The sequence below is a fragment of the Streptosporangium sp. NPDC001559 genome (genome assembly GCF_042893955.1).
Taxonomy (GTDB): Bacteria; Actinomycetota; Actinomycetes; order Streptosporangiales; family Streptosporangiaceae; genus Streptosporangium.
On sequence record NZ_JBIAVG010000001.1, the window covers coordinates 39,187 to 61,403 of the forward strand.

Annotated in this window: 21 protein-coding genes; 7 read left to right on the forward strand and 14 right to left on the reverse strand. The window is 69.7% G+C overall.

Annotation, left to right across the window (positions count from 1 at the left end; all coding sequences use genetic code 11):
• Positions 1-64 precede the first annotated feature (64 nt).
• Genes ACFYY8_RS00175 through ACFYY8_RS00195 form a run of 5 tightly spaced genes read right to left on the reverse strand, consistent with a single transcriptional unit; the run spans position 65 to position 5,629 of the window.
• On the reverse strand, positions 65-871 hold the full coding sequence (locus tag ACFYY8_RS00175) for an ABC transporter permease (protein ID WP_390035578.1): 807 nt from the start codon (positions 869-871) through the stop codon (positions 65-67).
• The gene (locus ACFYY8_RS00180; protein ID WP_390035580.1) at positions 868-1,719 is read right to left on the reverse strand and encodes an ABC transporter permease; all 852 of its coding nucleotides are present in this window, start codon (positions 1,717-1,719) and stop codon (positions 868-870) included. The genes ACFYY8_RS00175 and ACFYY8_RS00180 overlap by 4 nt, the downstream gene beginning before the upstream one ends.
• A 12-nt stretch (positions 1,720-1,731) precedes the next feature.
• Positions 1,732-2,976: a spermidine/putrescine ABC transporter substrate-binding protein gene (locus tag ACFYY8_RS00185; RefSeq protein ID WP_390036903.1), complete on the reverse strand. Its 1,245-nt coding sequence runs from the start codon at positions 2,974-2,976 to the stop codon at positions 1,732-1,734.
• A gap of 14 nt (positions 2,977-2,990) precedes the next feature.
• Positions 2,991-4,145, reverse strand: coding sequence for an ABC transporter ATP-binding protein (locus ACFYY8_RS00190; protein ID WP_390035582.1), 1,155 nt, complete (start codon positions 4,143-4,145; stop codon positions 2,991-2,993).
• A 26-nt stretch (positions 4,146-4,171) separates the two neighbouring features.
• On the reverse strand, positions 4,172-5,629 hold the full coding sequence (locus tag ACFYY8_RS00195; protein WP_390035584.1) for a gamma-aminobutyraldehyde dehydrogenase: 1,458 nt from the start codon (positions 5,627-5,629) through the stop codon (positions 4,172-4,174).
• A 197-nt stretch (positions 5,630-5,826) separates the two neighbouring features.
• Between ACFYY8_RS00195 and ACFYY8_RS00200 the strand changes: the two genes are divergently transcribed.
• The 3 genes from ACFYY8_RS00200 to ACFYY8_RS00210 all read left to right on the forward strand — a co-directional run bounded on the left by ACFYY8_RS00200 (position 5,827) and on the right by ACFYY8_RS00210 (position 7,914).
• Positions 5,827-6,321: an Lrp/AsnC family transcriptional regulator gene (locus tag ACFYY8_RS00200; protein ID WP_352009507.1), complete on the forward strand. Its 495-nt coding sequence runs from the start codon at positions 5,827-5,829 to the stop codon at positions 6,319-6,321.
• A gap of 107 nt (positions 6,322-6,428) precedes the next feature.
• Complete coding sequence (locus ACFYY8_RS00205; RefSeq protein ID WP_390035586.1) at positions 6,429-7,139, forward strand: ATP-binding cassette domain-containing protein; 711 nt, start codon at positions 6,429-6,431, stop codon at positions 7,137-7,139.
• Positions 7,140-7,251: 112 nt separating this feature from the next.
• Positions 7,252-7,914, forward strand: coding sequence for a hypothetical protein (locus ACFYY8_RS00210; protein ID WP_390035588.1), 663 nt, complete (start codon positions 7,252-7,254; stop codon positions 7,912-7,914).
• A gap of 159 nt (positions 7,915-8,073) precedes the next feature.
• Here the strand turns inward: ACFYY8_RS00210 and rlmN are convergent, their stop codons facing one another.
• Positions 8,074-9,204 (reverse strand): 23S rRNA (adenine(2503)-C(2))-methyltransferase RlmN, encoded by a 1,131-nt coding sequence (gene rlmN, locus ACFYY8_RS00215; protein ID WP_390035590.1) that lies wholly within the window; start codon positions 9,202-9,204, stop codon positions 8,074-8,076.
• Positions 9,205-9,279: 75 nt separating this feature from the next.
• Here rlmN and ACFYY8_RS00220 point away from each other — a divergent pair, with 75 nt between their 5' ends.
• On the forward strand, positions 9,280-10,359 hold the full coding sequence (locus ACFYY8_RS00220) for a suppressor of fused domain protein (RefSeq protein WP_390035593.1): 1,080 nt from the start codon (positions 9,280-9,282) through the stop codon (positions 10,357-10,359).
• 3 nt (positions 10,360-10,362) lie between these two features.
• Here ACFYY8_RS00220 and ACFYY8_RS00225 read toward each other — a convergent pair whose 3' ends face one another.
• The 6 genes from ACFYY8_RS00225 to ACFYY8_RS00250 form a co-directional block, all read right to left on the reverse strand.
• Complete coding sequence (locus ACFYY8_RS00225) at positions 10,363-11,193, reverse strand: phosphatidate cytidylyltransferase (RefSeq protein WP_390035595.1); 831 nt, start codon at positions 11,191-11,193, stop codon at positions 10,363-10,365.
• A gap of 68 nt (positions 11,194-11,261) precedes the next feature.
• Positions 11,262-11,819, reverse strand: a complete 558-nt coding sequence (gene frr, locus ACFYY8_RS00230; protein WP_352009513.1) for a ribosome recycling factor — start codon at positions 11,817-11,819, stop codon at positions 11,262-11,264.
• A 305-nt stretch (positions 11,820-12,124) separates the two neighbouring features.
• Positions 12,125-12,823, reverse strand: a complete 699-nt coding sequence (pyrH, locus tag ACFYY8_RS00235) for a UMP kinase (protein ID WP_390035598.1) — start codon at positions 12,821-12,823, stop codon at positions 12,125-12,127.
• Between the two features lie 125 nt (positions 12,824-12,948).
• Positions 12,949-13,782: a translation elongation factor Ts gene (gene tsf, locus ACFYY8_RS00240; protein WP_390035600.1), complete on the reverse strand. Its 834-nt coding sequence runs from the start codon at positions 13,780-13,782 to the stop codon at positions 12,949-12,951.
• A 109-nt stretch (positions 13,783-13,891) separates the two neighbouring features.
• On the reverse strand, positions 13,892-14,821 hold the full coding sequence (gene rpsB / locus ACFYY8_RS00245; RefSeq protein ID WP_390035602.1) for a 30S ribosomal protein S2: 930 nt from the start codon (positions 14,819-14,821) through the stop codon (positions 13,892-13,894).
• Between the two features lie 227 nt (positions 14,822-15,048).
• Entirely contained in the window at positions 15,049-15,651 is a 603-nt protein-coding gene (locus ACFYY8_RS00250; protein WP_390035604.1) for an ArsR/SmtB family transcription factor, read from the reverse strand.
• Between the two features lie 113 nt (positions 15,652-15,764).
• Between ACFYY8_RS00250 and ACFYY8_RS00255 the strand changes: the two genes are divergently transcribed.
• Positions 15,765-17,003, forward strand: coding sequence for an MFS transporter (locus tag ACFYY8_RS00255; RefSeq protein ID WP_390035606.1), 1,239 nt, complete (start codon positions 15,765-15,767; stop codon positions 17,001-17,003).
• Here ACFYY8_RS00255 and ACFYY8_RS00260 read toward each other — a convergent pair.
• Positions 16,942-18,288 (reverse strand): APC family permease, encoded by a 1,347-nt coding sequence (locus ACFYY8_RS00260; protein ID WP_390035608.1) that lies wholly within the window; start codon positions 18,286-18,288, stop codon positions 16,942-16,944. The two genes, ACFYY8_RS00255 and ACFYY8_RS00260, sit on opposite strands and share 62 nt — an antisense overlap.
• A 98-nt stretch (positions 18,289-18,386) precedes the next feature.
• Complete coding sequence (locus ACFYY8_RS00265) at positions 18,387-19,754, reverse strand: CoA transferase (protein WP_390035610.1); 1,368 nt, start codon at positions 19,752-19,754, stop codon at positions 18,387-18,389.
• Positions 19,755-19,948: 194 nt separating this feature from the next.
• On the opposite strand from ACFYY8_RS00265, the gene ACFYY8_RS00270 reads away from it, so the two are divergent.
• Positions 19,949-20,311 (forward strand): YraN family protein, encoded by a 363-nt coding sequence (locus tag ACFYY8_RS00270; RefSeq protein WP_352009521.1) that lies wholly within the window; start codon positions 19,949-19,951, stop codon positions 20,309-20,311.
• 33 nt (positions 20,312-20,344) lie between these two features.
• Entirely contained in the window at positions 20,345-21,916 is a 1,572-nt protein-coding gene (locus ACFYY8_RS00275) for a YifB family Mg chelatase-like AAA ATPase (RefSeq protein WP_390035612.1), read from the forward strand.
• Positions 21,917-22,217: the final 301 nt, after the last annotated feature.

Consider the following 22,217-nt stretch of genomic DNA (forward strand, 5'->3'; position numbering starts at 1 on the left):
TCTGTCGAGGATCCTGATGCGCCTGAGCCCGTGCCACCGGCGGTGGCACGGGCTCAGGCGACGGTCAAGTGCGGCGGCGGGCGGTCACCGTGTTGACCACGGCGATCACGACGCCTACCGCGAATATAAGCGTCCCCAGGATGTTGACCTGCGGCGGGATGCCGATCCTGGTGGCCCCCCAGATCCACAGCGGGAACGTCTCCATGGCCCCGCTGGTGAACTGGGTGATCACGAAGTCGTCGATGGACAGCGCGAAGGCCAGCAGCGCGCCGGAGACGACGCCGGGCAGGATCATCGGGAACGTCACCCGCCAGAAGGTGGTCCAGGTGGAGGCGCCCAGGTCCCTGGCCGCCTCCTCGACCGATCTGTCGAGCCCGATCACCCTGGCCCGCACCGTGATGGCCACGAACGACAGCGAGAACAGCACGTGCGCCACGACCACGGTCCAGAACCCGGTGTCCACTCCGGCGCTGACGAACAGCGACAGCAACGAGGCGCCCATGACGAGCTCGGGTGAGGCGATCGCGGCGAACAGCGCCAGGTTGGTCGCGCCCTGCCCGCGGAAGCGGTAACGGCCGAGCGCCAGCCCCATGAGCGTGCCGATCACCGTGGTGATCAGCGTGGCGAGCAGGGCGACCTTCAGCGAGTTGCCCACGGCCCCGATCAGCTCGGGATAGTCGCCCAGCCTGCCCCACCACCTGAGGGTGAAGCCCTGCCAGGTGACGTTCGACTTGCTCGCGGTGTCGTTGAACCCGAAGACGATCATGACCACGATCGGCAGGAAAAGCCAGGCGATGACCAGCCAGACGTAACCCCACAGCAGCCGCTCGCCGAACCTGACCCTGGGCCTCGTGATCTCCGGTGCGCTCATCGGGCCGCCGCCTCAAGCACGTTCTCGGTGCCCAGCGCCCTGGCGTAGGCGAAGATGCCGACCAGCATCACCGCCATCAGCGTGAACGACAGCGCCGCCGCGGTCGGATAGTCGGCGTTGACGAGATACTCGGTCTGGATGATGTTGCCGATCATCGTGTTGGCCGGGCCGCCGAGGATCCCGGCGTTGACGTAGTCGGCGGTCATCGGGACGAACGTCATCAGCACCCCGGCGAAGACCCCGGGCAGCGAGAGCGGCAGCACGACCTTCGTGAAGGCCTGGCTCCTGGCCGCGTAGAGGTCCTGGGCCGCCTCGACCACCCGGGGGTCGATCCGTTCGAGCGCCACGTAGATCGGCAGGATCATGAACGGCAGGTAGTTGTAGACCAGGCCGCCGATCACCGCGACCGTGGTCTGCAGGACGTGGAAGTCCTGGGCCACCAGGCCCATCGCCTTCAACGGCGACAGCAGCAGGCCGTCGTCGGCCAGCAGGAACTTCCACGAGACCGTGCGCAGCACGAACGACACGAAGAACGGCAGCAGCACCAGCAGCAGGTAGGTGGACTTGCGGGAACCGCCCCTGAAGGCGATCCAGTACGCCACCGGATAGGCCATCGCGATGGAGATGGCCGTGCCCACGAGGCCGTACCCGACCGAGCGCAGGAACTGCGTCCGGTAGCGCGTCAGGGCGTCGCCGTACACGGAGAAGTCGAAGGTCTGGACGAAGCCGTTCAGGATGTCGCCCTCCTGGGTGGAGACCGAGGCCATGAAGACCATCGGCACCACCAGGAAGATCAGTAACCACAGACCGCCCGGCAGGATGAGCAGGTAGGGGGCGAGGCGCTTCACCGGGGCCCTCCGTCAACCCTGGGTGATCGGCTGGAAGATGGACTCGAAGGTCTTCTCCTTGGCCCCGTCGAGCGTCACGTAGGAACGCAGCCTGGCCATGTCGGCGTCCGAGGGGTAGATCATCGGGCTGTTCGCCAGCTGTTCGAGCGCCGCCTTGTCCTCACCGGACTGCTTGGCCGCGTCGGCGAGGACCAGGTCCTTGGTCGCCGGGACCGGCGTGATGTAGTTGATGGCCTCGACCAGGGTCGTCGCGATCTTGGGCTGGTAGACGTAGTCCATGTACGTCAGCGCGTCCACCGGGTTCTGCGCGGTCCTGGGGATGCACATGTTGTCGGTCCAGATCGTGCCGCCCTCCTGGGGGACCACGAACTTGAGATCCTTGCCCTCGGCGACCTGCTGGAAGATGTCGCCCGACCAGGCCATGGTGATCCACACGTCGCCCCTGGCGAGCGCGTCCACGTAGTCGTTCTCGTAGTACTTGCGCACCAGCCCCGCGTCGCGCTGCGCCTGGAGCCGCTCGGCCGCCTTGCGCCAGTCTGCCTCCGTCGACGTGTCGGGGTCGATGCCCAGGGAGAACAGCCCGACGTTGGCGATCTCCTCGCTGTCGGTCATCATGCCGACCTTGCCCTTGTACTTGGGGTTCCAGAGGTCCTCGACGCTCTTGACCTCGTCGACGTACTTGGGGTTGTAGGCGATGCCGGTCAGCCCGACCGTCCACGGGATCGTGTGGGCGTTGCCCGGGTCCCACGTCGGGTTCTTGACCTTCTGCGCGGCGTTGGCGGCGAAGTTGGGCAGCTTGGAGTGGTCCAGCGGGGCCAGGTAGTCGAGCTGGATGGCCCGGCCGAGGTGGATGCCGTTGGTCAGCACCATCAGGTCGTGGCCGATGTCGTTGCCCGCGGCGAGCAGCGGCTGGATCTTGCCGAAGAAGGACGGGATCTCCTGGATGACCTCCTGGTAGGAGACCTTGATCCCGGTGTCGGCGGTGAACATCTCCAGCGACGGATACCTCTTGCCGTCCTTGTCGATGTACAGCGGCCAGTTGGCGAACCGCATCGTCCCGTTGCGCTTCTTACCGGTCCAGAAGTCGGCGACCGCGTCCTTCTTCGGCGTGGCCACGGGCTTCTTGCCCTGGATGCCGCAACCGGCCAGGGCGAGCCCGGCGGCCGAGAGCCCGGCCAGACGCAGGGCGTCGCGGCGGGTGACCGAGCGGTTTTGCGTCAGGCCCCGCAGCAGCGCGGGGTTGGAGCGGGGGTCCATGGCTGTGGTCAACGTCAACTTCCGATCACGTACGAGTGGCGTGCCTGCCACGACAACCAGACGGCCTCGCCACGCTCGGCCGTGCTCGTGCTGTCGAGCGCGTTCTGCTGGAAGACGGTGATCTCGGCGCCGTCGGCGAGGCGCACCGTGTAGCTGTTGTAGAGCCCCAGGTAGACGACCTCGGAAACGGTGCCGCGCACCGCGCTGAGGTCGCCCTCCGGCTCCTCGGCGGAGATCGTGATCTTCTCCGGGCGCACGGTGACCGCGACGCGGTCCCCCGTGACGTGGGCGTCCCCCTCGACCAGGACGCGCCCTCCGTGTCCGGCCCGCAGTACGGCCCGCCCGGCGCCCGTCTCCTCGACGACGCCGTCGAGGAGGTTGGAGGTGCCGATGAAGCCCGCGACGAACGCGGTGGCCGGACGCTCGTAGATCTCGCGGGGCGGGGCGAGCTGCTCGACCAGGCCGTCGTTCATGACGGCGATGCGGTCGCTCATGGTGAGCGCCTCGCTCTGGTCGTGGGTGACGTAGACGAAGGTGATGCCGACCTCGCGCTGAATGCGCTTGAGCTCGATCTGCATGGCCTGGCGGAGCTTGAGGTCCAGGGCGCCGAGCGGTTCGTCGAGCAGGAGCGCGCGGGGGTTGTTGACCAGGGCCCGGGCCAGGGCGACGCGCTGCTGCTGGCCGCCGGACATCTCCCTGGGGCGGCGCCTCTCCCGCCCGGTGAGGTCGACGATCTCCAGCATCTCCCCGACGCGCCGTTTGATCTCGGCCTGGGCGACCTTCCTGCGTCGCAGGCCGAAGGCGACGTTCTCCCAGACGTTCATGTGCGGGAACAGCGCGTAGGACTGGAAGACCATGTTCACGTCGCGCCTGTTCGGCGGCACCCCGGTGACGTCCTGGCCGTGCAGCCTGACCGTGCCGCGTGAGGGATCCTCGAACCCGGCGATCATCCGCATGGTCGTCGTCTTGCCGCAGCCCGAGGGGCCCAGGAGGGAGAAGAACTCGCCTCCTGCGATGCTCAGTGTGACCCCTTTGACCGCCTGGACGACCTCACCCTGGGCGAGGTACTCCTTGACGACTCCGGAGAGCTCGATGGCGGGCACCTGGGGGGAGGAGGGGACGGCCGCGGCCGTCCCCTCCTCTGCTGAGCCCGCCTGGATTTCGGTCATACCAGGCTTAATCTCTCTGTCTGCGGCTACTCGCCGATGTAGTGCATGACGTGCTTTACGCGAAGGTAGTCGTGAAGGCCGAAAACCGACAGGTCCTTACCGTATCCGGAGTGCTTGAACCCTCCGTGCGGCATCTCCGAGACGAACGGGATGTGGGTGTTGACCCACACGACGCCGAAGTCCAGCCTCCTGGAGACCCGCATCGCCCGGCCGTGGTCGGAGGTCCAGACCGAGCTGGACAGGCCGTACCTGACACCGTTGGCCTTGGCGACCGCGTCGGCCTCGTCGGAGAAGGTCTGCACCGTGATGACCGGGCCGAAGACCTCGTTCTGCACCATCTCGTCGTCCTGGCGCAGGCCGTCGACGACGGTCGGGGCGAAGAAGTAACCCCGCTCGCCGACCCGCTCGCCGCCGGTCAGCACCTTGGCGTGCCCGGGGACGCGCTCAAGGAAGCCGGCGACCCGCTCCAGCTGGGCGGCGTTGTTGAGCGGGCCGTACAGGGCGTCCTCGACGGACAGGTCACCGGTGACGGTCGCGGCCGCGGCCTCGGTGAGCGCCGCGACGAAGGCGTCGTGGACGTCCTCCTGGACCAGCACCCGGCAGGCCGCGGTGCAGTCCTGACCCGCGTTGTACAGCCCGGCGGTCGCGATGGCCTCGGCGGCGGCCTTGAGGTCCTTGACGTCGTCGAAGACCACCACGGGGGCCTTGCCGCCCAGTTCGAGGTGGACCCGCTTGAGGTCGTCGGCCGCCGACCTGGCCACGGCCATGCCCGCGCCGACGGAACCGGTGATCGCGACCATCTGGGCCGACGGGTGGCCGACGACCAGCGCGCCGGTCTCGCGGTCGCCGACGACGACGTTGAAGACGCCCTTCGGCAGGATCTCACCGATGATCTCGGCGAGCTTGACGGTGGAGACCGGGGTGGTGTCGGAGGGCTTGAGCACCACGGTGTTGCCCGCGGCGAGCGCGGGTGCGATCTTCCACACCGCCATCATCAGCGGGTAGTTCCACGGCGTGACCTGGCCGACGACGCCGATCGGCTCGTGCCTGATCACGGAGGTGTGGTCGGCGAGGAACTCACCCGACGTCGGCCCCTCAAGCGTGCGCGCGGCGCCCGCGAAGAACCGGAAGTGGTCGGCGGCCACCGGGGTCTCGTCCTCGGCCATGCGGGCGAGCGGCTTGCCGGTGTTGCGGCACTCGGCCTCGTTCAGCTCATCCGCCCTGGCCTCGATCGCGTCCGCGACCTTGAGCAGCAGACCGGCGCGCTCGCCCGGGGTGGTCTGGCTCCAGGACTCGAAGGCGGCGGTTGCGGCGGCGTAGGCGGCGTCGACGTCCTCGGCTCCGGAGACCGGGGCCTGAAGGTAGGCTTCCCCGGTGCAGGGGTCGACGACGTCGGAGAACCTGCCGCTTCTGGCGTCCACGAGCTCACCGTCGACGTAGTTGCGCAGCCGGGCGGATTCACGGTTCTCAACCGGGGTGGTCACCGTTGACCTCCTAGTTCTTTCGAGCTGAGTCGTCGAGACTCTTACAGAGGAGAAGACCCTCGACAAGGGATTTCGTTGTTAAGATATCAAATTGCTACGAAATCGCTTGACAGAGACGTAATAACTGACACGATGTCGCACCAGAGCCGCGAGAACACCGGCGCCACACACGCATCAGGACGTCTCAGGGAGCGCGCATGACGACCCCGTCCAAGGCACGCCGCGAGAACGACGCCAGACCCGGCACCGTCGTCCTCGACGAGATCTCAAAGAAGATCATCGAGCAGTTACAGGCGGACGGGCGCAAACCGTACGCGGCGATCGGCAAGGCGGTCGGCCTGTCCGAGGCCGCGGTGCGCCAGCGGGTCCAGCGCCTGATCGACGGCGGCGTCATGCAGATCGTCGCGGTCACCGACCCGCTGACCCTCGGCTTCTCCCGCCAGGCCCTGATCGGCATCAAGTGCGAGGGCGACCTGGAGGCGGTGGCCCAGGAGCTGTCCCTCATCGCCGAGCTCGACTACGTCGTGCTGACCGCGGGCGCGATGGACATCATGGTCGAGGCGGTCTGCGAGAGCGACCAGCACCTGCTGGAGATCCTGGGCAAGATCCGCGCCATTCCCGCGGTCCGGGGAACGGAGACATTCGTCTTCCTCAAGCTCCACAAGCAGACCTATTCCTGGGGAACCCGCTGACCCGCCGCGCTTTCTGTTAACTTTATTTCCTAATTGCTAGCGTTTCCCCCGCGACCACACGCGCGCCTCAGCGACGGAAACGGGTGATCACGAAAGTGGTACCAGGCATGCGGCTCTCCAAGGTGTCCTTCAGATACTCGCGACGCGGTCCGTGGGTGCTGCGGGACATCGACCTCACGCTACGGCCCGGCTCCGTCATCGAGGTCACCGGCAAGAACGGAGCCGGCAAGTCCACCCTGCTGCGCCTGCTGGCCGGGATCGTCCCGCCCTCCAAGGGCACCGTCGCCCAACGGCCCCGCGTCGTCGGCTACGCCCCCGACGTCTTCCCCATCGGCCAGCCGTTCACCGTCATCGCCTACCTGACCCACATGGCCGAGATCCGGGGGGTCTCCCCCGAGGCCATAGGACGCCTCGCCGAACGGCTTGAGGCGACGCACCTGCTCGAACAGCCCCTCGGCGACCTGTCGAAGGGCAGCGCCCAGAAGATCGGGCTCATCCAGTCGCTGCTGGACCCGCCGGACCTGCTCATCCTGGACGAGCCCTTCGCCGGGCTCGACGCGCACACCCGGGGCGAACTGCCCGCCATGATCGGCGAGATCGCCGCGAACGGCGGGACGGTCGTGGTGAGCGACCACCAGAACCAGCTGGAGAACTTCCCCGGCGCCGACCACTGGCTGGTCGCGGGCGGTACGGTGACCACCCAGACGGGCGAGCGCCCCAAGCAGGTCGTGATCGAGGTGCTCGTCGACGCCGCGGAGGCCGACGAGGTCGAACAGAAGCTCCACGCCGACGGCTACACGACCAGGCGGGCCCTGTGACCTCCTCCGCGTCACGTCCTCCTGGCATCGGGCCCGGCCATACGAGCCACATGATCACTACGTACGGCGTTCTCCCCCACCCGAAGGCGGCCTCAACGCCCAGGAAGGCCAGATGATCCCCCTCGTCCGTTTCAAGCTGGCCGCCTACACCCGGTCGCACCGCCTGCTCCAGCCGGTGATCGCCCTGTTCGCGATGCTGGCGATCTTCTACTCGTCGCCGGGGCCCGCCCTCCCAAGCTACAGCGACTCGGCCGCGCTGCTCATCGTCGTCTTCGCCTGGGCCGCCAGGAGCCTGCTCGACACCGAGCCGCCGACCCAGCGGCTGATCTCGATGACGGCGGCGGGAAACCCCGGCCGGGAGGTCGCCTCGGGCCTGGTCGCCGCCTTCGCCGTCAACCTCGGCCTGGCGGCGATCGCGATCGTGGCCCCCCTGATCATCCGCTTCGGCGTCCTGCCCGCGCCGGGCGACCTGGCGCGCGGCGTCGGGCTCCACCTGCTCGGGGTGTGCGTCGGCATCGCGCTCGGCGCGCTCGCCAGTGCCCCGATCCTGCCCTCCCCCGCCACCTCCCTGGTGGCCCTGTTCGGCGGCTACACGGCCATGCTGCTGCTCAGCCTCACTCCGATCGGTTCCTTCCTGGTGCCGATCATGCCGTGGATGCGGGCGACCAACTCGGGCAGGCTCGACGAGGTCCTGCTCCCGATAGCCGCCGCGACACTCCTGTGGTCCGCGGCGGGCGTGCTGGCCTACCTCAGACTGCGCCGCTCCCGCCCCTGACGGACGCCGCCCTTCGGCGTGTCAAGGCGTGACGGCGAGGACCGGGCGCGGCGGGGGGCGCCGGATGCGGGGGCGGGCCGGTACGGCGGGCGGCGGCCGGGGGGCCTGGCCGTAGGGCCGGGAAGGGTCGTTCCGGGCTGCTCGGTGGCCGTTCGACGGTTATTCGGCGGCGGCGAGCTGGCCGCAGGCTCCGTCGATCTCGCGGCCCCTGGTGTCGCGGACCGTCACCGGGACGCCGTGGAACTCCAGGCGGCGGACGAAGGCCTGCTCGTCCTCCGGACGGGAGGCGGTCCACTTCGAGCCCGGGGTGGGGTTGAGCGGGATCAGGTTGACGTGCACGAGCTTGTTCCTGACCAGCTTGCCGAGCAGGTCGGCCCGCCACTCCTGGTCGTTGATGTCCTTGATCAGCGCGTACTCGATCGAGACCCGGCGCTTGGTCTTCGCCGCGTACTTCCAGGCGGCGTCGAGGACCTCGGCCACCTTCCAGCGGGTGTTGATCGGCACCAGGGTGTCGCGCAGTTCGTCGTCCGGGGCGTGCAGCGACAGCGCCAGCGTCACCGGCAGCCCCTCCTCGGCGAGCTTGCCGATCGCCGGGACCAGTCCGACGGTCGAGACCGTGACCCCGCGCGCCGAGATGCCCAGCCCCGAGGGGGCGGGCTCGACCAGCCTGCGCACGGCCCCGATCACGGCCTTGTAGTTGGCCAGCGGCTCGCCCATGCCCATGAAGACGACGTTGCTGATCCGGCCCGGCCCTCCCGGAACCTCGCCGGAGGCGAGAGCCCTGGCTCCCGCGACCACCTGCTCGACGATCTCGGCGGTGGACATGTTACGGGTCAGACCCGCCTGGCCCGTCGCGCAGAACGGGCAGTTCATCCCGCAGCCCGCCTGTGAGGAGACACAGATGGTCGTCCGGTCCGGGTAGCGCATCAGGACGGACTCGACCAGCGCTCCGTCGAACAGCCGCCACAGCGTCTTACGGGTCGTGCCCCTGTCGGTCGTCAGCTCCCTGACCGACGTCAGCAGCTTCGGGAACAGCGCGGTGGCGAGCTTCTCCCTGGCCGCGGCGGGCAGGTCCGTCATGAGGGCCGGGTCGCCGTTGAGCTTCTCGAAGTAGTGCCGGGAGAGCTGGTCCGCACGGAACGCCTTCTCACCGAGCTCCGTGACCGCGGCCTTGCGCTCGGCCATGGTCAGATCGGCCAGGTGACGGGCGGGCTTCGCCCGGCGGGGCGCCACGAAGGTGAGCTGGCCGGGAGCGGGGGTCCGGCTCTGGCTCTGGCTGGCAGTGGACACGGTGCAAAGCCTTCTCTCGACGGTTACGCGAATACTTCGGAAGCGGTGCTCGCCCCTGATCTAGAGTCCGGAGGTATGGCGACAATCCGCTCCACGGGCGAGCGGGGAGACGACGTCGAGGTCGTGTTCACCGACGTCAATCCCTACGGGAGCCGCACCCTGGTGGTCGAACGCGACGAGACCTCCTCGGTAGCTTACCTGCGCGGGCCTCACGGCACGGTTCACGGAGCGGTGTGGCTGGCCAACCACGGCCGCGCCCCCGAGGCCTTCGACCCGTCCCGTCCCGAATCCGGGCTTCCCCCGGTGGCGCCCAGGGCGAACACCGGGCACCCCGACGGCAGGGCGCCGCTGGGCAGGCTACGGGCGCTGTGGTTCGAGGAGGGCGACGGCGTCGCCCTGTACGAGAACGACGAGTTGCTGGCGGTCATTCCTGGCTGGGCCGACATGAGCCGCGGCATGCCGGGCTACTCCTTCGACGCCGTCGGAGAGTTCCCGTTCGCCTGGTCGCTTGAGGAGGCCCTGGAGGGGCTGGCCCCCAGGCTGGCCAGGGCCCGCGCCTACTGGGACTGGCGGACGGGTGAGGGGGCCTGGGCGACGTTCCAGCAGTTCGTGATGGGCCACCTGGACAGGACGGTGGGCACGGCGGGCAGGTTCTGGGACGCCGGAGGCGACCGGCTGCCTGCGGTCGGCATCACGGAACGGCCTCCCGAGGGGCAACGCGAGTACACCGTCCTGTCCACGGTCGGGATGAGCTGCCAGCCGATGCCGACCGTCGAGCAGTACGTCGAACGGCCCCAGGCCCGCACCAGGATCGAACTCGCCGTCGCCACCCCCGGCGACCCGCGTGAGGCCGCCAGGCTCTTCCTGTGGCTGGCCCAGTACCCCTGGCACTCGGTCACCTGGCTGGGACACGGCCACACCGCCCGGTGGTACCACCGCCCCGAGACCTTCCCGCTCGGCTCCCCCTACGGGGGCGTCATCATGCTGAGCGGCCTGCCCGGCCTGCCCGACTTATCGGGTTTCGCCTTCGGCGGGGACGACGTCGAGTGGCTGTGGCTGGTCCCGATCACCGCCGAGGAACTCGACCTGGTCGGCGAGGAGGGCCACCGGGCGCTCCTACCCCGTCTCTCCTCCGCCCGGATCACCGGGACCTGAGGCTCACACCAGCAGCGTCAGCAGCGCCCAGATCGGGATCAACGCGGCCAGCAACGAGTCGAGGCGGTCCATCAGGCCGCCGTGACCCGGCAGGACACTGCCCATGTCCTTGACGCCGAGGTCCCGCTTGATCACCGACTCGACGAGGTCTCCCAGCGTGGCGAAGGCGACCGCGACCGCGCCGATCAGCACGCCCTTCCACACGGCACCGTCGAGCAGCCACGCGACCAGCCAACCACCGACGGCCATGCAGGCCAGCGCGGAGCCTGCCAGCCCCTCCCAGGTCTTCTTCGGGCTGATCCGCGGCGACATCTTGTGCCTGCCGAACAGGATGCCCGCGAAGTAACCGCCGATGTCGCTGGCGGCCGTGGTCGCGACGAAGACGACCACCCGGTCCGGCCCCTGGTCACCGGCGAGAAGAAGCCCGACGAACCCGGCCAGCAACGACGGGTAGACGGTCACCAGCAGGGTCGCGGAGATGTCGCGGACGTAGCCCTCCGTGCCCTGGAACATCCGCCAGATCATCAGCACGAGCACGGTCATCGCGAAGGCGCCGACGAGCCACGCGGGCCCGTCCCTCCCGCCCCAGTAGGCGCCGCAGACCATGACGGCCATCCCGGCCAGGACCGGGACCACCGGGACGTTGACGTCCCTGGCCGCGAACGACTTGACGAGCTCCGTCACGCCGATGCCCACCGCCGCGATCACCACGGCGAGGAAGAGCCACTCGACGAAATAGAGGGAGGCGATGATGACCGCTCCCAGACCGGCACCCACCGCGATCGCGACGGGGAGATTCCGGCCGGTACGGCTACCGCCCGTCGCAGGTTCCACGAGGCCCTACTCTCATGCGAAAAATCCTTGTCCCGCGCGGAAGGCCGGGCGGGACAAGGATCACAGGCTCAGACTTCGAGCAGCTCGGCTTCCTTGTGCTTGAGCAGCTCATCGATCTTGGCGACGTGCCTCTGGGTGAGGTCGTCGAGCTCCTTCTCGGCGCGACGCACCTCGTCCTCGCCCGCGTCACCGTCCTTGACCATCTTGTCGAGGGTCTCCTTGGCGTGACGGCGGATGTTACGGACGGACACCCGGGACTGCTCCGCCTTGGTGCGGGCGACCTTGATGTACTCCTTGCGGCGCTCCTCGGAGAGCTCGGGGAAGGCAACCCGGATGACCTGACCGTCGTTGCCCGGGTTGACGCCGAGGTCGGAGTTGCGGATCGCCTTCTCGATCGCCGCCATCGAGCCCTTGTCGAAGGGCTGGATCACGACCATACGGGCCTCGGGGACGTGGAACGAGGCCAGCTGCTGAATGGGCGTGAGGGCGCCGTAGTACTCAGCGCTGATCTTGTTGAACATCGACGGGGTGACCCGGCCCGTGCGGATGCCGGCGAAGTCGTCCTTCGCCACGGCCACGGCCTTCTCCATCTTTTCTTCGGCTTCGAAGAGAGTTTCGTCAATCACAGCGGCTCCTGCCTTCTCGGTCACTCACCATTCCACACCCGCTTCGCGGAACGCCGTACCATCCGGAGGGGTTCCTCCATATGGCCGGTGCCGCCTTCCGCTCCGCTCACCGCGGTCAGGCTCGCTCCCCGTCTTCCGGGTCACCGACCCGACTCACTCACTTCGCACCAGGCGTTCTCGTCGCCCACCGCTCCGCTCGCTCCGCCGGGCTCGTTCCCTACCTCCAGGTCACTCACCCGACTCACTCACTTCACGGGAGACTCCTTCGTCGCCCACCGCTCCGCTCGCTCCGCCGGGCTCGTTCCCTATTTCCCTGCCGGGCTCACCAGCGTGCCGATCTTCTCACCGCGTACGGCCCGCAGGATGTTGCCCTCGCCCATGAGGTCGAAGACCACGATGGGCAGGCCGTTGTCCATGCAGAGGCTGATGGCGGTGGCGTCCATGACGCCGAGACCGCGGGTCAGCACCTCACCATATTCGAGGTGGTCGAACCTGACGGCGTCGGGGTTCTTCCTGGGGTCGGCGTCGTAGACACCGTCCACCTGGGTTCCCTTGAGCAGTGCCTGGGCGCCGACCTCGAGCGCGCGCTGGGCGGCGCAGGTGTCGGTCGAGAAGAACGGCGAGCCGAGCCCGGCCCCGAAGATCACCACGCGCCCCTTCTCCAGGTGGCGAATGGCGCGGCGGGGCAGGAAGGGCTCGGCGACCTGCTGCATGGTGATCGCCGTCTGAACGCGGGTGTCGATGCCGCGCTTCTCCAGGAAGTCCTGGAGGGCCAGGCAGTTGATGACCGTACCGAGCATGCCCATGTAGTCGGCCCTGGCCCGGTCCATGCCACGCTCGGACATCGCCGCGCCGCGGAACATGTTGCCGCCGCCGACCACGACCGAGACCTGGACGCCCTCGTGGACCGCCTCGGCGATCGAGTCGGCCAGCTGCCCGACGACGCGGGGGTCGATGCCCAGCGCCTCACCCCCGGCGAACGCCTCACCGGAGAGTTTCAACATGACGCGTTTCCAGCGAAGCGGGCCCGCGTACGACGAAACCGCCGACGTAGCGGGGTCTGATTTCTCCTGCACGGCGGCGGCCTCCTCGTTGTTCTAACGCTCTGGTGAGAGAAGCTGGGTCAAGCTTAAGCCTGGCCCACCTTGTAGCGGACGAAGGCCTGGACCTGAACGCCGTTCTCGGTGGCGAACTTGCCGACGGACTTCTTGTTGTCCTTGACGAAAGCCTGCTCAAGCAGGGTGAAGTCCTTGTACCAGCCGTTGATGCGGCCATCGACGATCTTGCCGATGGCGGCCTCGGGCTTGCCCTCCTCGCGGGTCATCTCCTCGAAGAGCGCGCGCTCCTTCTCGATGACGTCCGCGGGGACCGCGGCGGAGTCGAGGTACTTCGGAGCCATCGCGGCGGCGTGCTGCGCGATGTCCTTGGCGACCTCGGCGTTGGCCGTGTCGAGCTGGACCAGCACGCCGACCGCCGGGGGCAGCTGCGGGTCGGTCTTGTGCATGTAGGCGCCGATGAAGCCGCCCTCGAGCACCGCGAACCTACGGATCTCGATCTTCTCGCCGAGCGCGGCGTTGGCCTCGTCCAGCTGCTCCTTGACGGACTTGCCACCGAGCTCGGAGTCGAGCAGGGCGGGCACGTCGGCCGGCTTGGTGGCCAGGATGTGCTCGACGACCTGGGCCGCGAGCTCCTGGAAGCGCTCACCCTTGGCGACGAAGTCGGTCTCGCAGTTGAGCTCGAGCAGCGCGGCGGCGGAGTCGCCGTCCTGCTTGAGGGCGATCAGGCCGTTGGAGGCGGTGCGGGCCTCGCGCTTGCCGACGTCCTTGGCGCCCTTGAGACGCAGGAGCTCGACGGCGCGGTCGAAGTCGCCCTCGGACTCCTCAAGAGCCTTCTTACAGTCCATCATGCCGGCGGCGGTCAGCTCACGAAGCCGCTTGACGTCGGCCATGTTCACGGAAGCCATTGTCTTCTTCCTCGTGGGAATCGTCGTGGATCGGGTGGGTGCCCCGCGCTGGCGCACCCACCCGTGAAAGAGCCTTGCGGGTCGTACGGCCGGGCCGTACGAGGTGGGCCTAGGCCTGCTTGTCGGCGTCCTCGGCGTCCTCGGCGGCCGGGGCGGCGGCCTCGGCCTCGACCTCGGTGGCCTCAGCGGTCTCGGCGTCCTCAGCGGTCTCGGTGACCTCGGCGGCCGGAGCGGCCTCAGCCGGGGCGGTGGCCTCGGCGCCCGCGAGCAGCTCCTGCTCCCACTCGGCCAGCGGCTCGGCGCCACCGGCGACGGCCGGCTTGTCGTCGCCACGGTTGGCGCCCGCGCGGGCCATGAGGCCGGCGGCGACGGCGTCGGCGACGACGCGGGTCAGCAGACCGACGGCGCGGATGGCGTCGTCGTTACCCGGGATCGGGTAGTCGACCTCGTCCGGGTCGCAGTTGGTGTCGAGGATCGCGACGACCGGGATGTTGAGCTTGCGGGCCTCGCTGATCCCGATGTGCTCCTTCTTGGTGTCCACGACCCACACCGCGCTGGGCACGCGGGACATGTCACGGATGCCGCCGAGGGTGCGCTCCAGCTTCTCCTTCTCACGACGGCGCATGAGGAGCTCCTTCTTGGTGAGCCCCGAGCCCGCGACGTTGTCGAAGTCGAGCTCCTCAAGCTCCTTCAGACGCTGGAGCCTCTTGTGCACGGTGGAGAAGTTGGTGAGCATGCCACCCAGCCAGCGCTGGTTGACGTACGGCATGCCGACGCGGGCGGCCTGCTCGGCGATGGCCTCCTGCGCCTGCTTCTTCGTGCCGATGAACATGATCGTGCCGCCGTGCGCGACGGTCTCCTTGACGAAGTCGTAGGCCCTGTCGATGTAGGACAGCGACTTCTGCAGGTCGATGATGTAGATGCCGTTGCGCTCGGTGAAGATGAAGCGCTTCATCTTCGGGTTCCAGCGACGGGTCTGGTGACCGAAGTGGACGCCGCTCTCAAGCAGCTGCCGCATGGTGACGACGGGGGTGGACATGTGATTGTCCTCCAGGTCGGAGCGCCCGTCTCTGGGCGCTGTTCTCGGTTGACGCGACGGTCCGCGACCGTCGCCCTGATGCTCCGAACCGTCTCCAGCCGGGTTCTCACCCGGACCGATGGATGTGGTTCCTGATGGGGCATGCGAAGTCGGCCCGTGAGACACAGGCCATCGAAAATTGTACCCTCAGCCGGACATCCCGCTGACCTCGGCGCGTCGGCGGCCCCTCACGCGTCGCGGGGAAGGCCGTGCGGCCGCCGTACGGCCCGGGGGAAGAGGTTGACCTGTGCCTCGGCGACCCTGGCGTCCGCGGGGGCCTCGTCCCGGCTGCGCGCGGTGAGCCGGTAGGGGGCGAGCAGCTCGTCGATCCGCCGGCCGAGCTCCCCCAGCTCCTCCGAGTCGACCAGCAGGATCGTGCGGGAGAACACCGTCGCCTCAAGCCAGTGCCTCGGCTCCCGGTCCAGCGCCGACAGGGCGCGGGCGGCCTCCTCCGCGGCCTGGTCGCGCATGACCTTGATCAGCAGGTCCTTGGCCGTTCGCACCTCGGGACCGTCTTCCGGCTTCCGCGTGACGGACATCGTCCTGGAGGAGCTGCGCCAGAGCCGTTCCCTGCCGTCGCCCCTGGGGGGCGCGTCCTCGGCGAAGCCGTACTTGGCGAGCATGCGCAGGTGGTAGCTGGCCGCGCTCGGGGTGATCCCGACGACCTCGGCGACCTCGGTCGCGGTGGCGGGCCCCTCGACCTGGATCCGGTTCAGGATCGCCAGCCGCGCGGGGTGGGCGAGGGCGCGCATCGCCACGGGATCGGTGAGCGGCTCACGTTCCTGGGTCATGTGCAAACCGTACCCACCATTCGATGTGAAGGATTGCCTTCACATCTATGAAGGACTACCTTCATAATTGTGAAGCATTCCCTTCACACCTGCTCCCCCAAAGGTGGCCCTCCGTGTTCCAGACCGTCCCGTTGCGTGCCCAGCGCGACTACCGGTTGCTGCTGTCCTCTCGCGCTGTCTCCGAGATCGGCACCGAGATCTCCAAGCTGGCCGTGCCGCTGACCGCCGCCGCCCTGCTCGGCGCCTCCCCGGTCCAGATGGGTCTGCTCACCGCCGCCTCTTCGCTGCCGTCCCTGATGTTCGGGCTACAGGCGGGGGCCCTCGCCGACCGGCTCAGGAGGCACAGGCCGGTCATGGTCGCCTGCGAGGCGGCCTCGGCGATGGCCATGGCCACGATCCCTCTCGCCTGGTTCGCCGGGCTGCTGACGGTGCCGTGGCTGATCGCGGCGGCGTTCGTCGTCGGCACCGGCACCACACTCTTCCGCGCGGCGAACTTCCCCCACCTGGCCGTGGTGGTCGACGAAAGGCAGCGGACCGAGGCGCTCGCGGGCCTGCACTCGGTCTTCTCCCTCGCCTCCGTCTGCGGCCCCGGCCTCGCCGGACTGCTCGTCCAGCTGTTCACCGCGCCGTTCGCGATCGTCGCCGACGCGTTCTCCTTCCTGGCCTCGGCGTTCCTCGTCCGGTCGATCAGAACCCCCGAGGATCACGTTCCGGCTCCCCCTCGCGGTCTGTTGGCCGAGATCAACGAGGGTCTGCGAGCGGTCACCGGCAACCCCGTGCTCAGGACGCTCTGCGGCTGCGGGATCGTCGTCAACTTCTTCGGGGCCGCCTACACGGCGGTGTTCGTGATCTACGTACTCTCCGAGCTTCACCTGCCCGCGGGGCTGATCGGCCTGCTCACCGCCAGCTTCGGTGTCGGCGGCCTGGCGGCCACGGCCCTCATCCCGCGCCTGACCGCGAAGTACGGCGAGCACCGGGTGATCGCGTGCGCCGTCATCGCCTTCCCGTTCGACTACGTGATCACGGCGACCGCCTCGGGGTCCACATGGGCCGCCTTCCTGGCCCTGGCCGCCGGCGGGCTGGTCAGCGGCGCGGCCGTCATCGCCTTCTCCGTCTGCTTCGGTGCCGTGGTCCTGCGGGAGACCCCCGCCAACCTGCGGGGCCGGGTCAACGCGACCAACGCCTTCGCCGTCCAGGGCGTGCTGGCCTTCGGCGGCATCGCGGGCGGCCTGCTCGGCCAGGTGCTCGGGCTGCGACCCGTCCTGTGGATCGGCGCGGCCGGGGTCGCGCTCACGATCCCGTGGATCTGGCTCTCCCCCCTCGGCCGTTCCTCCGCACCGCGAACACGATGACCCCGGTGACCAGCCAGACGAGCCCGGCGACCTTGGCGAGCGGAGCGGCCAGGATGATGATCCAGATCGCGACGAGGCCGCCCGCGACCGGCACGACCAGGTGCCGCCACAGGTCATGGCTCCCCCGGCGAACCCTGAAGTATCCGATCACGGAGCCGTGCAGCATCGTGAACGCCGCCAACGCCCCGATGTCCACCACGGAGACCAGCACGTCAAGGCCGTCCGGCCTGCTCGCCGCCCAGACCGAGACGACCAGCGTCACCGCCCCCGCGCTGAGCAGCGCCGCCCGTGGCGTCCCGGAGCCCGGATCGACCGTCGAGAGCGCCCGGGGCAGGCCGCCGTCCCTGGCCATGCCGTACAGCAGCCGCCCGGCCGCGGCCACCGCGGTCATCGCGGCGAACGCGGGCCCGACCGCCTTGGCCACCTTCATCAGGCCCGCCAGCCAGGGGGCGACCGACCGCTCGACCACGTCGTAGAAGGCCGTGCCCTGCGTGGCGGGGTCAGCGGCCAGCTCCGCCGGGCTCATCGGGGCCAGCAGCCCGGCCAGGAAGGTCTGCAGCACGAACAGCGCTCCCGCGACCCCCAGGCAGAGCAGTACCGCCCTGCCGACCTGGCGCGAGTCACCGGTGGTCTCCTCCGCGAACGAGGCGATGGCGTCGAAGCCCAGGAAGGACAGCACCGCGACCGAGACGGCCCCGATCACCAGGGTGGTCGTGGTCCCGCCGACCCCGGTGAACGGCGACGCCCACGGCCTGACCGGTCCCTCGGCGACCAGCACGGCCACGGCCATCACCACGAAGAGCGCCATCACCACGATCTCGGCCAGCAGCACGACCAGGCCGACCCGGGCGGCCAGCCGTACTCCCGAGACGTTGAGCGCGGTGGTCACGGCGAAGGCCAGCGCGGTGAAGGCCCAGGCGGGGACGGCGGGGAAGAGCGCGTGCAGCGCGATCCCGGAGAACAGGTAGGCCACGCTGGGGATGAGCAGGTAGTCGAGCATGATCAACCAGCCCGCGAGGAACCCGGCCGCCGGGCCGAGCCCCGCCGAGGCGTAGGCGAACACCGATCCGGCCCGCGGCACGACCCGTGACATCTCGGCGTACGACAGAGCGGTGAAGGCCATGGCCACTGTGGCGATGACGTAGACGAGCCCGACCGCCCCCGCGCTCCTCGCGTCGAGCACCCCGAACACACCGACCGGGGCCAGCGGCCCGATGAACAGCAGCCCGTAGACGATCAGGTCTCGGACCGAGAGCGTACGGCGCAGCCTCGCCCGTGTCTCCACGCCATCCCTCCCCCCGCGCAGGATGCACTCGTCCCTGGACCATCCCCTCATCTGGCGTTGTCATCCGGGGTCTCCGCCGGGGGTTCCGATCGGACCGCTCACCACCAGGCGGGCGGATGCTCCCCCTGTCCCGGCGGCGGGCTCGCCCAGTACGGCCGGGCGCCGTCGACGCTCCCCGGCGGCCTGACGTAGGTGAGCCTCCCGAACGGGCTGTCCATCTCGCTCAGCAGGTCGGCGATCCGCGGCCCCTCCCCTGTGACGTTCTCCGCCTCGGCGCGGCCGAGCGAGTCGAGCCACAGCGCGGTCCTGGCCAGCGACACCTCGACCCGCCAGGAGCCGCCCTCCCGCGAACGGCGCGTCAGGGCGGCCATCGCGCCGAAGGCGGCCAGATAGCCCGTGGCGTGGTCGAGCGCCTGCGCGGGAAGCGGGCGCGGCCCGGCCCCGCCGCCACCCTCGTGGGCGATACCGCACACCATCTGGACCAGGCTGTCGAAGCCCCGCCTGCCCGCCCACGGGCCGTGCGCGCCGTAGGCGGAGAGATCGACGCACACGATGCCCGGCCTGATCCCGGCCAGTTCCTCCGGGCCGAAGCCCAGCGCCTCCAGCGCGCCCGGCCGGTAGGACTGCACGAACACGTCCGCCCCGGCGACCAGGTCACGCAACGTCGCGGCCCCCCGCGCGGTCCTCAGGTCGAGGTGGCAGGAGCGCTTGCCGAAAGCGGTGCCGACCACCAGTCCCGGCACCTCCGGCAGGTGCCCGGCCCCCACCCTGAGCACCCGCGCCCCGTGGGCGGCGAGCGTGCGGGTGGCCACCGGCCCGGCGATCACCCGTGTCAGGTCCAGCACCCGCACCCCGTCCAAGGGCCTGTCCCTCGACCCGCCCGGTACCCGTACCGGACCGTCGCCGATCCCGGTCAGGCCGACGAGCGGCGAGCGCGCGACCGCCGCCCTCTGGGGATGTGCGCGCCACCCGGCGCGGCTGCGCATCATGGCCGCGCATCCCCCCTCGGCCGTGACCACCTCCTCGACCTCGAAGGCGGTACGGCCCGCGCACGCCCTGGCGACGGCCTCGCCGTCCGCGCCGGTGGGCAGCCCGAGCGCGGCCAGGGCCGCGTCCCTGTGGTGGTCGAAGTTGCAGTGCAGCCGGACCCACCCGTCGACGGTCCGGTAGTCGCCGGAGAGCGCCGCCCACCCGGCGGGACGAACTCCGTCGATCATGAAGTGGCGCTCGTCCAGGAAGGCGACCGCCGCCTCACGGACGTCCACCTCCGCCCCCGTACCTCCCCCGAGACCGGCCGCCGCGGCGGTCGCGGCCCCGACGGAGACCGCGGCCGCCGTGTCGACGTGGAAGACGGACGGCAGCACCGGCTCCGCGCCGGTGACCCGCAAAGGCGGCAGCTCGACCCCTACCTCGGCGCCCAGCCTCCGCACGAGGTCCTCGACGACCTCTTCTCTCTCCTCACACATGCGACGAAGCCTCGCACTTCGCCTTTCCATCCGCGGGCCTTCGGCGGGTTCTGGCTCTGGACACCGCCCGGGGTCGTCTCCCGCATGGGTTTTCCACAGGCCGGCCGGTCCGCGTGCCGTTTTCCACAGAACCGGATTCGGTCCCGCGCGGGCGGGGAGAGCTGCGCGAAGGTCTGGGACCGGAGGTGGTTTCCATGGCCGCGAAGGACGATCTCGGCAGGCACGGCGAGCAACTCGCCGTCGCCTACCTGCTGACCCGTGGCATGCGGGTTCTCGACCGCAACTGGCGATGTTCCGACGGAGAGATCGACGTGGTCGCCCGCGAGGACCACACGCTCGTCGCGGTCGAGGTGAAGACCCGTTCCGGGCGCACCCACGGCACGGCCTTCGAGGCGGTGACCGAGGAGAAGGTCGCCCGCCTGCGCAGACTCATCGCCAAATGGCGGAACGAGCGGTGCGCCCCGTCCGAACGGTTCGACGCGATCCGTGTCGACGTCGTCGCCCTCGAACGGTTCGCCGGAGCCTTCACCATCCGTCACGAACGAGGGATGTGCTGAATGTCCCTCAAACCATCACAGGGGGTGTGAGAAGTGACCGTCGCGCGCACCCGGTGCGTCGCCCTGCTCGGAGTGACCGGTCATCCCGTCGACGTCGAGGCCGACGTGGGCAGTGGCGTCGCGGGCACGCATCTCATCGGCATGCTGGACACCGCGCTCAGCGAGGCCCGCGACCGGGTCCGCTCCGCCGTGGTCAACAGCCGCCACACCTGGCCGGACGCCCGCATCACCATCAGCCTGTTCCCCGCCAGTCTCCCCAAACGGGGCAGCATGTTCGACCTCGCCATCGCCGTCGCGTTGCTGGCCGCGGCCGGAGTCGTGCCCGTGGCGCGGGTCGCCGACCCGTTCTTCCTGGGCGAGCTCGGCCTGGACGGCTCACTGAGACCCCTGCGGGGAGTGCTGCCCGCCGTGCTGGCCGCCGCCGCGGCCGGTGCCCGCACCGTCGTCGTCCCGTCCCGCAACGCCGCCGAGGCCGCACTCGTGCCCGGTGTGACGGTGGTCCCCGTCTCCACCCTGAGCCGGCTGGTCGACTGGTTGCGCGACGACGACCAGACCAACGTGCCCGCGACCCTCGACCCCGCCCCGGACAGGACCGGCGAGTCCGTACGGCCGTGGGCCTCCTCCGCGACCGAGCGGAGAGCGGGCACCCCCGACATGGGCGACGTGGCCGGTCAGCCCTTCGCCCGCCGCGCGCTTGAGGTCTGCGCCGCGGGCGGGCACAACCTCTGGATGCTGGGGCCTCCGGGCACCGGCAAGACGATGCTCGCCGAGCGCCTGCCCACCCTGCTTCCCCACCTGGAGCGCGAGCAGGCCCTGGAGGTGACCGCCATCCACTCCGTCGCCGGGGCGCTGCCCGAGGATCGCCCCCTGCTGGTCCGGCCGCCGTTCGTCGCGCCCCACCACACCGCGACCGTGGCGGCCGTCATCGGCGGAGGCAGCGGGGCGATCCGGCCGGGCGCGGTCTCGCTCGCCCACCGAGGGGTCCTCTTCCTCGACGAGGCCCCCGAATACCCGGCGACCGTTCTCGACTCTCTCAGGCAGCCGCTTGAGTCCGGCACCGTGACGGTGTCCAGGGCGATGGGCTCGGTGACGTTCCCCGCGCGGTTCATCCTGATTCTCGCGGCCAACCAGTGTCCGTGCGCGCGTCCCTCGGGGCCCGCCGACCCGTGTCGCTGCACCCCTATGGCCCGCAGGCGTTACCTTTCCAGGCTCTCCGGCCCACTGCTCGACCGCGTCGACATCAAGATCACACTGCACCGTTCAAGCCGCCGCGAACTTCTCGCCGACCGCCGGTTCATCGAGCCGAGCCGGGTGGTGGCCGAGCGGGTCCTGGCCGCCCGAGAACGGGCCGCGAAACGGTTCGCGGGCACGCCGTGGCGGTGCAACGCGGAGGTGTCGGCCCAGGCGCTGCACACCGGCTACCGTCCGGCCTCGAAGGCGATGGCCCCGCTGCTCCGCTGTCTCGACAGCGGAGAGCTGAGCGCCCGGGGGCTCGATCGAACGCTCAGGGTCGCCTGGACGCTCACCGATCTCGCGGGAAAGAACACGCCCGAGGTCACCGAGACCAACGCGGCGCTCGGCCTGTGGCTTGGGGAGGCACGATGAACGACCGTCTCGCACGAGTCACGCTGATGCGGGTGGCGGAGCCCGGCGACCCCGTGGTCGGCCGTCTCGTCGCCACCGTCGGCGCCGAGGCCGCCGTCAGGCGGATCCGCCGTGGCCGTCCTGATCCGGAGCTCGTCCGCTGGTTCGCCGACACCTGCCGTCCTGCCTCACCGAACGCACGGGGCTCCCGCCCCGTCCGGCCGGTCTCCGGCGATCGGAACGATCACGCCGCCCACCCACCCGGTGGCACCGGACACCTCACCGGCAAACCGCCGACGAACGAAACAGGGGATGACGATGC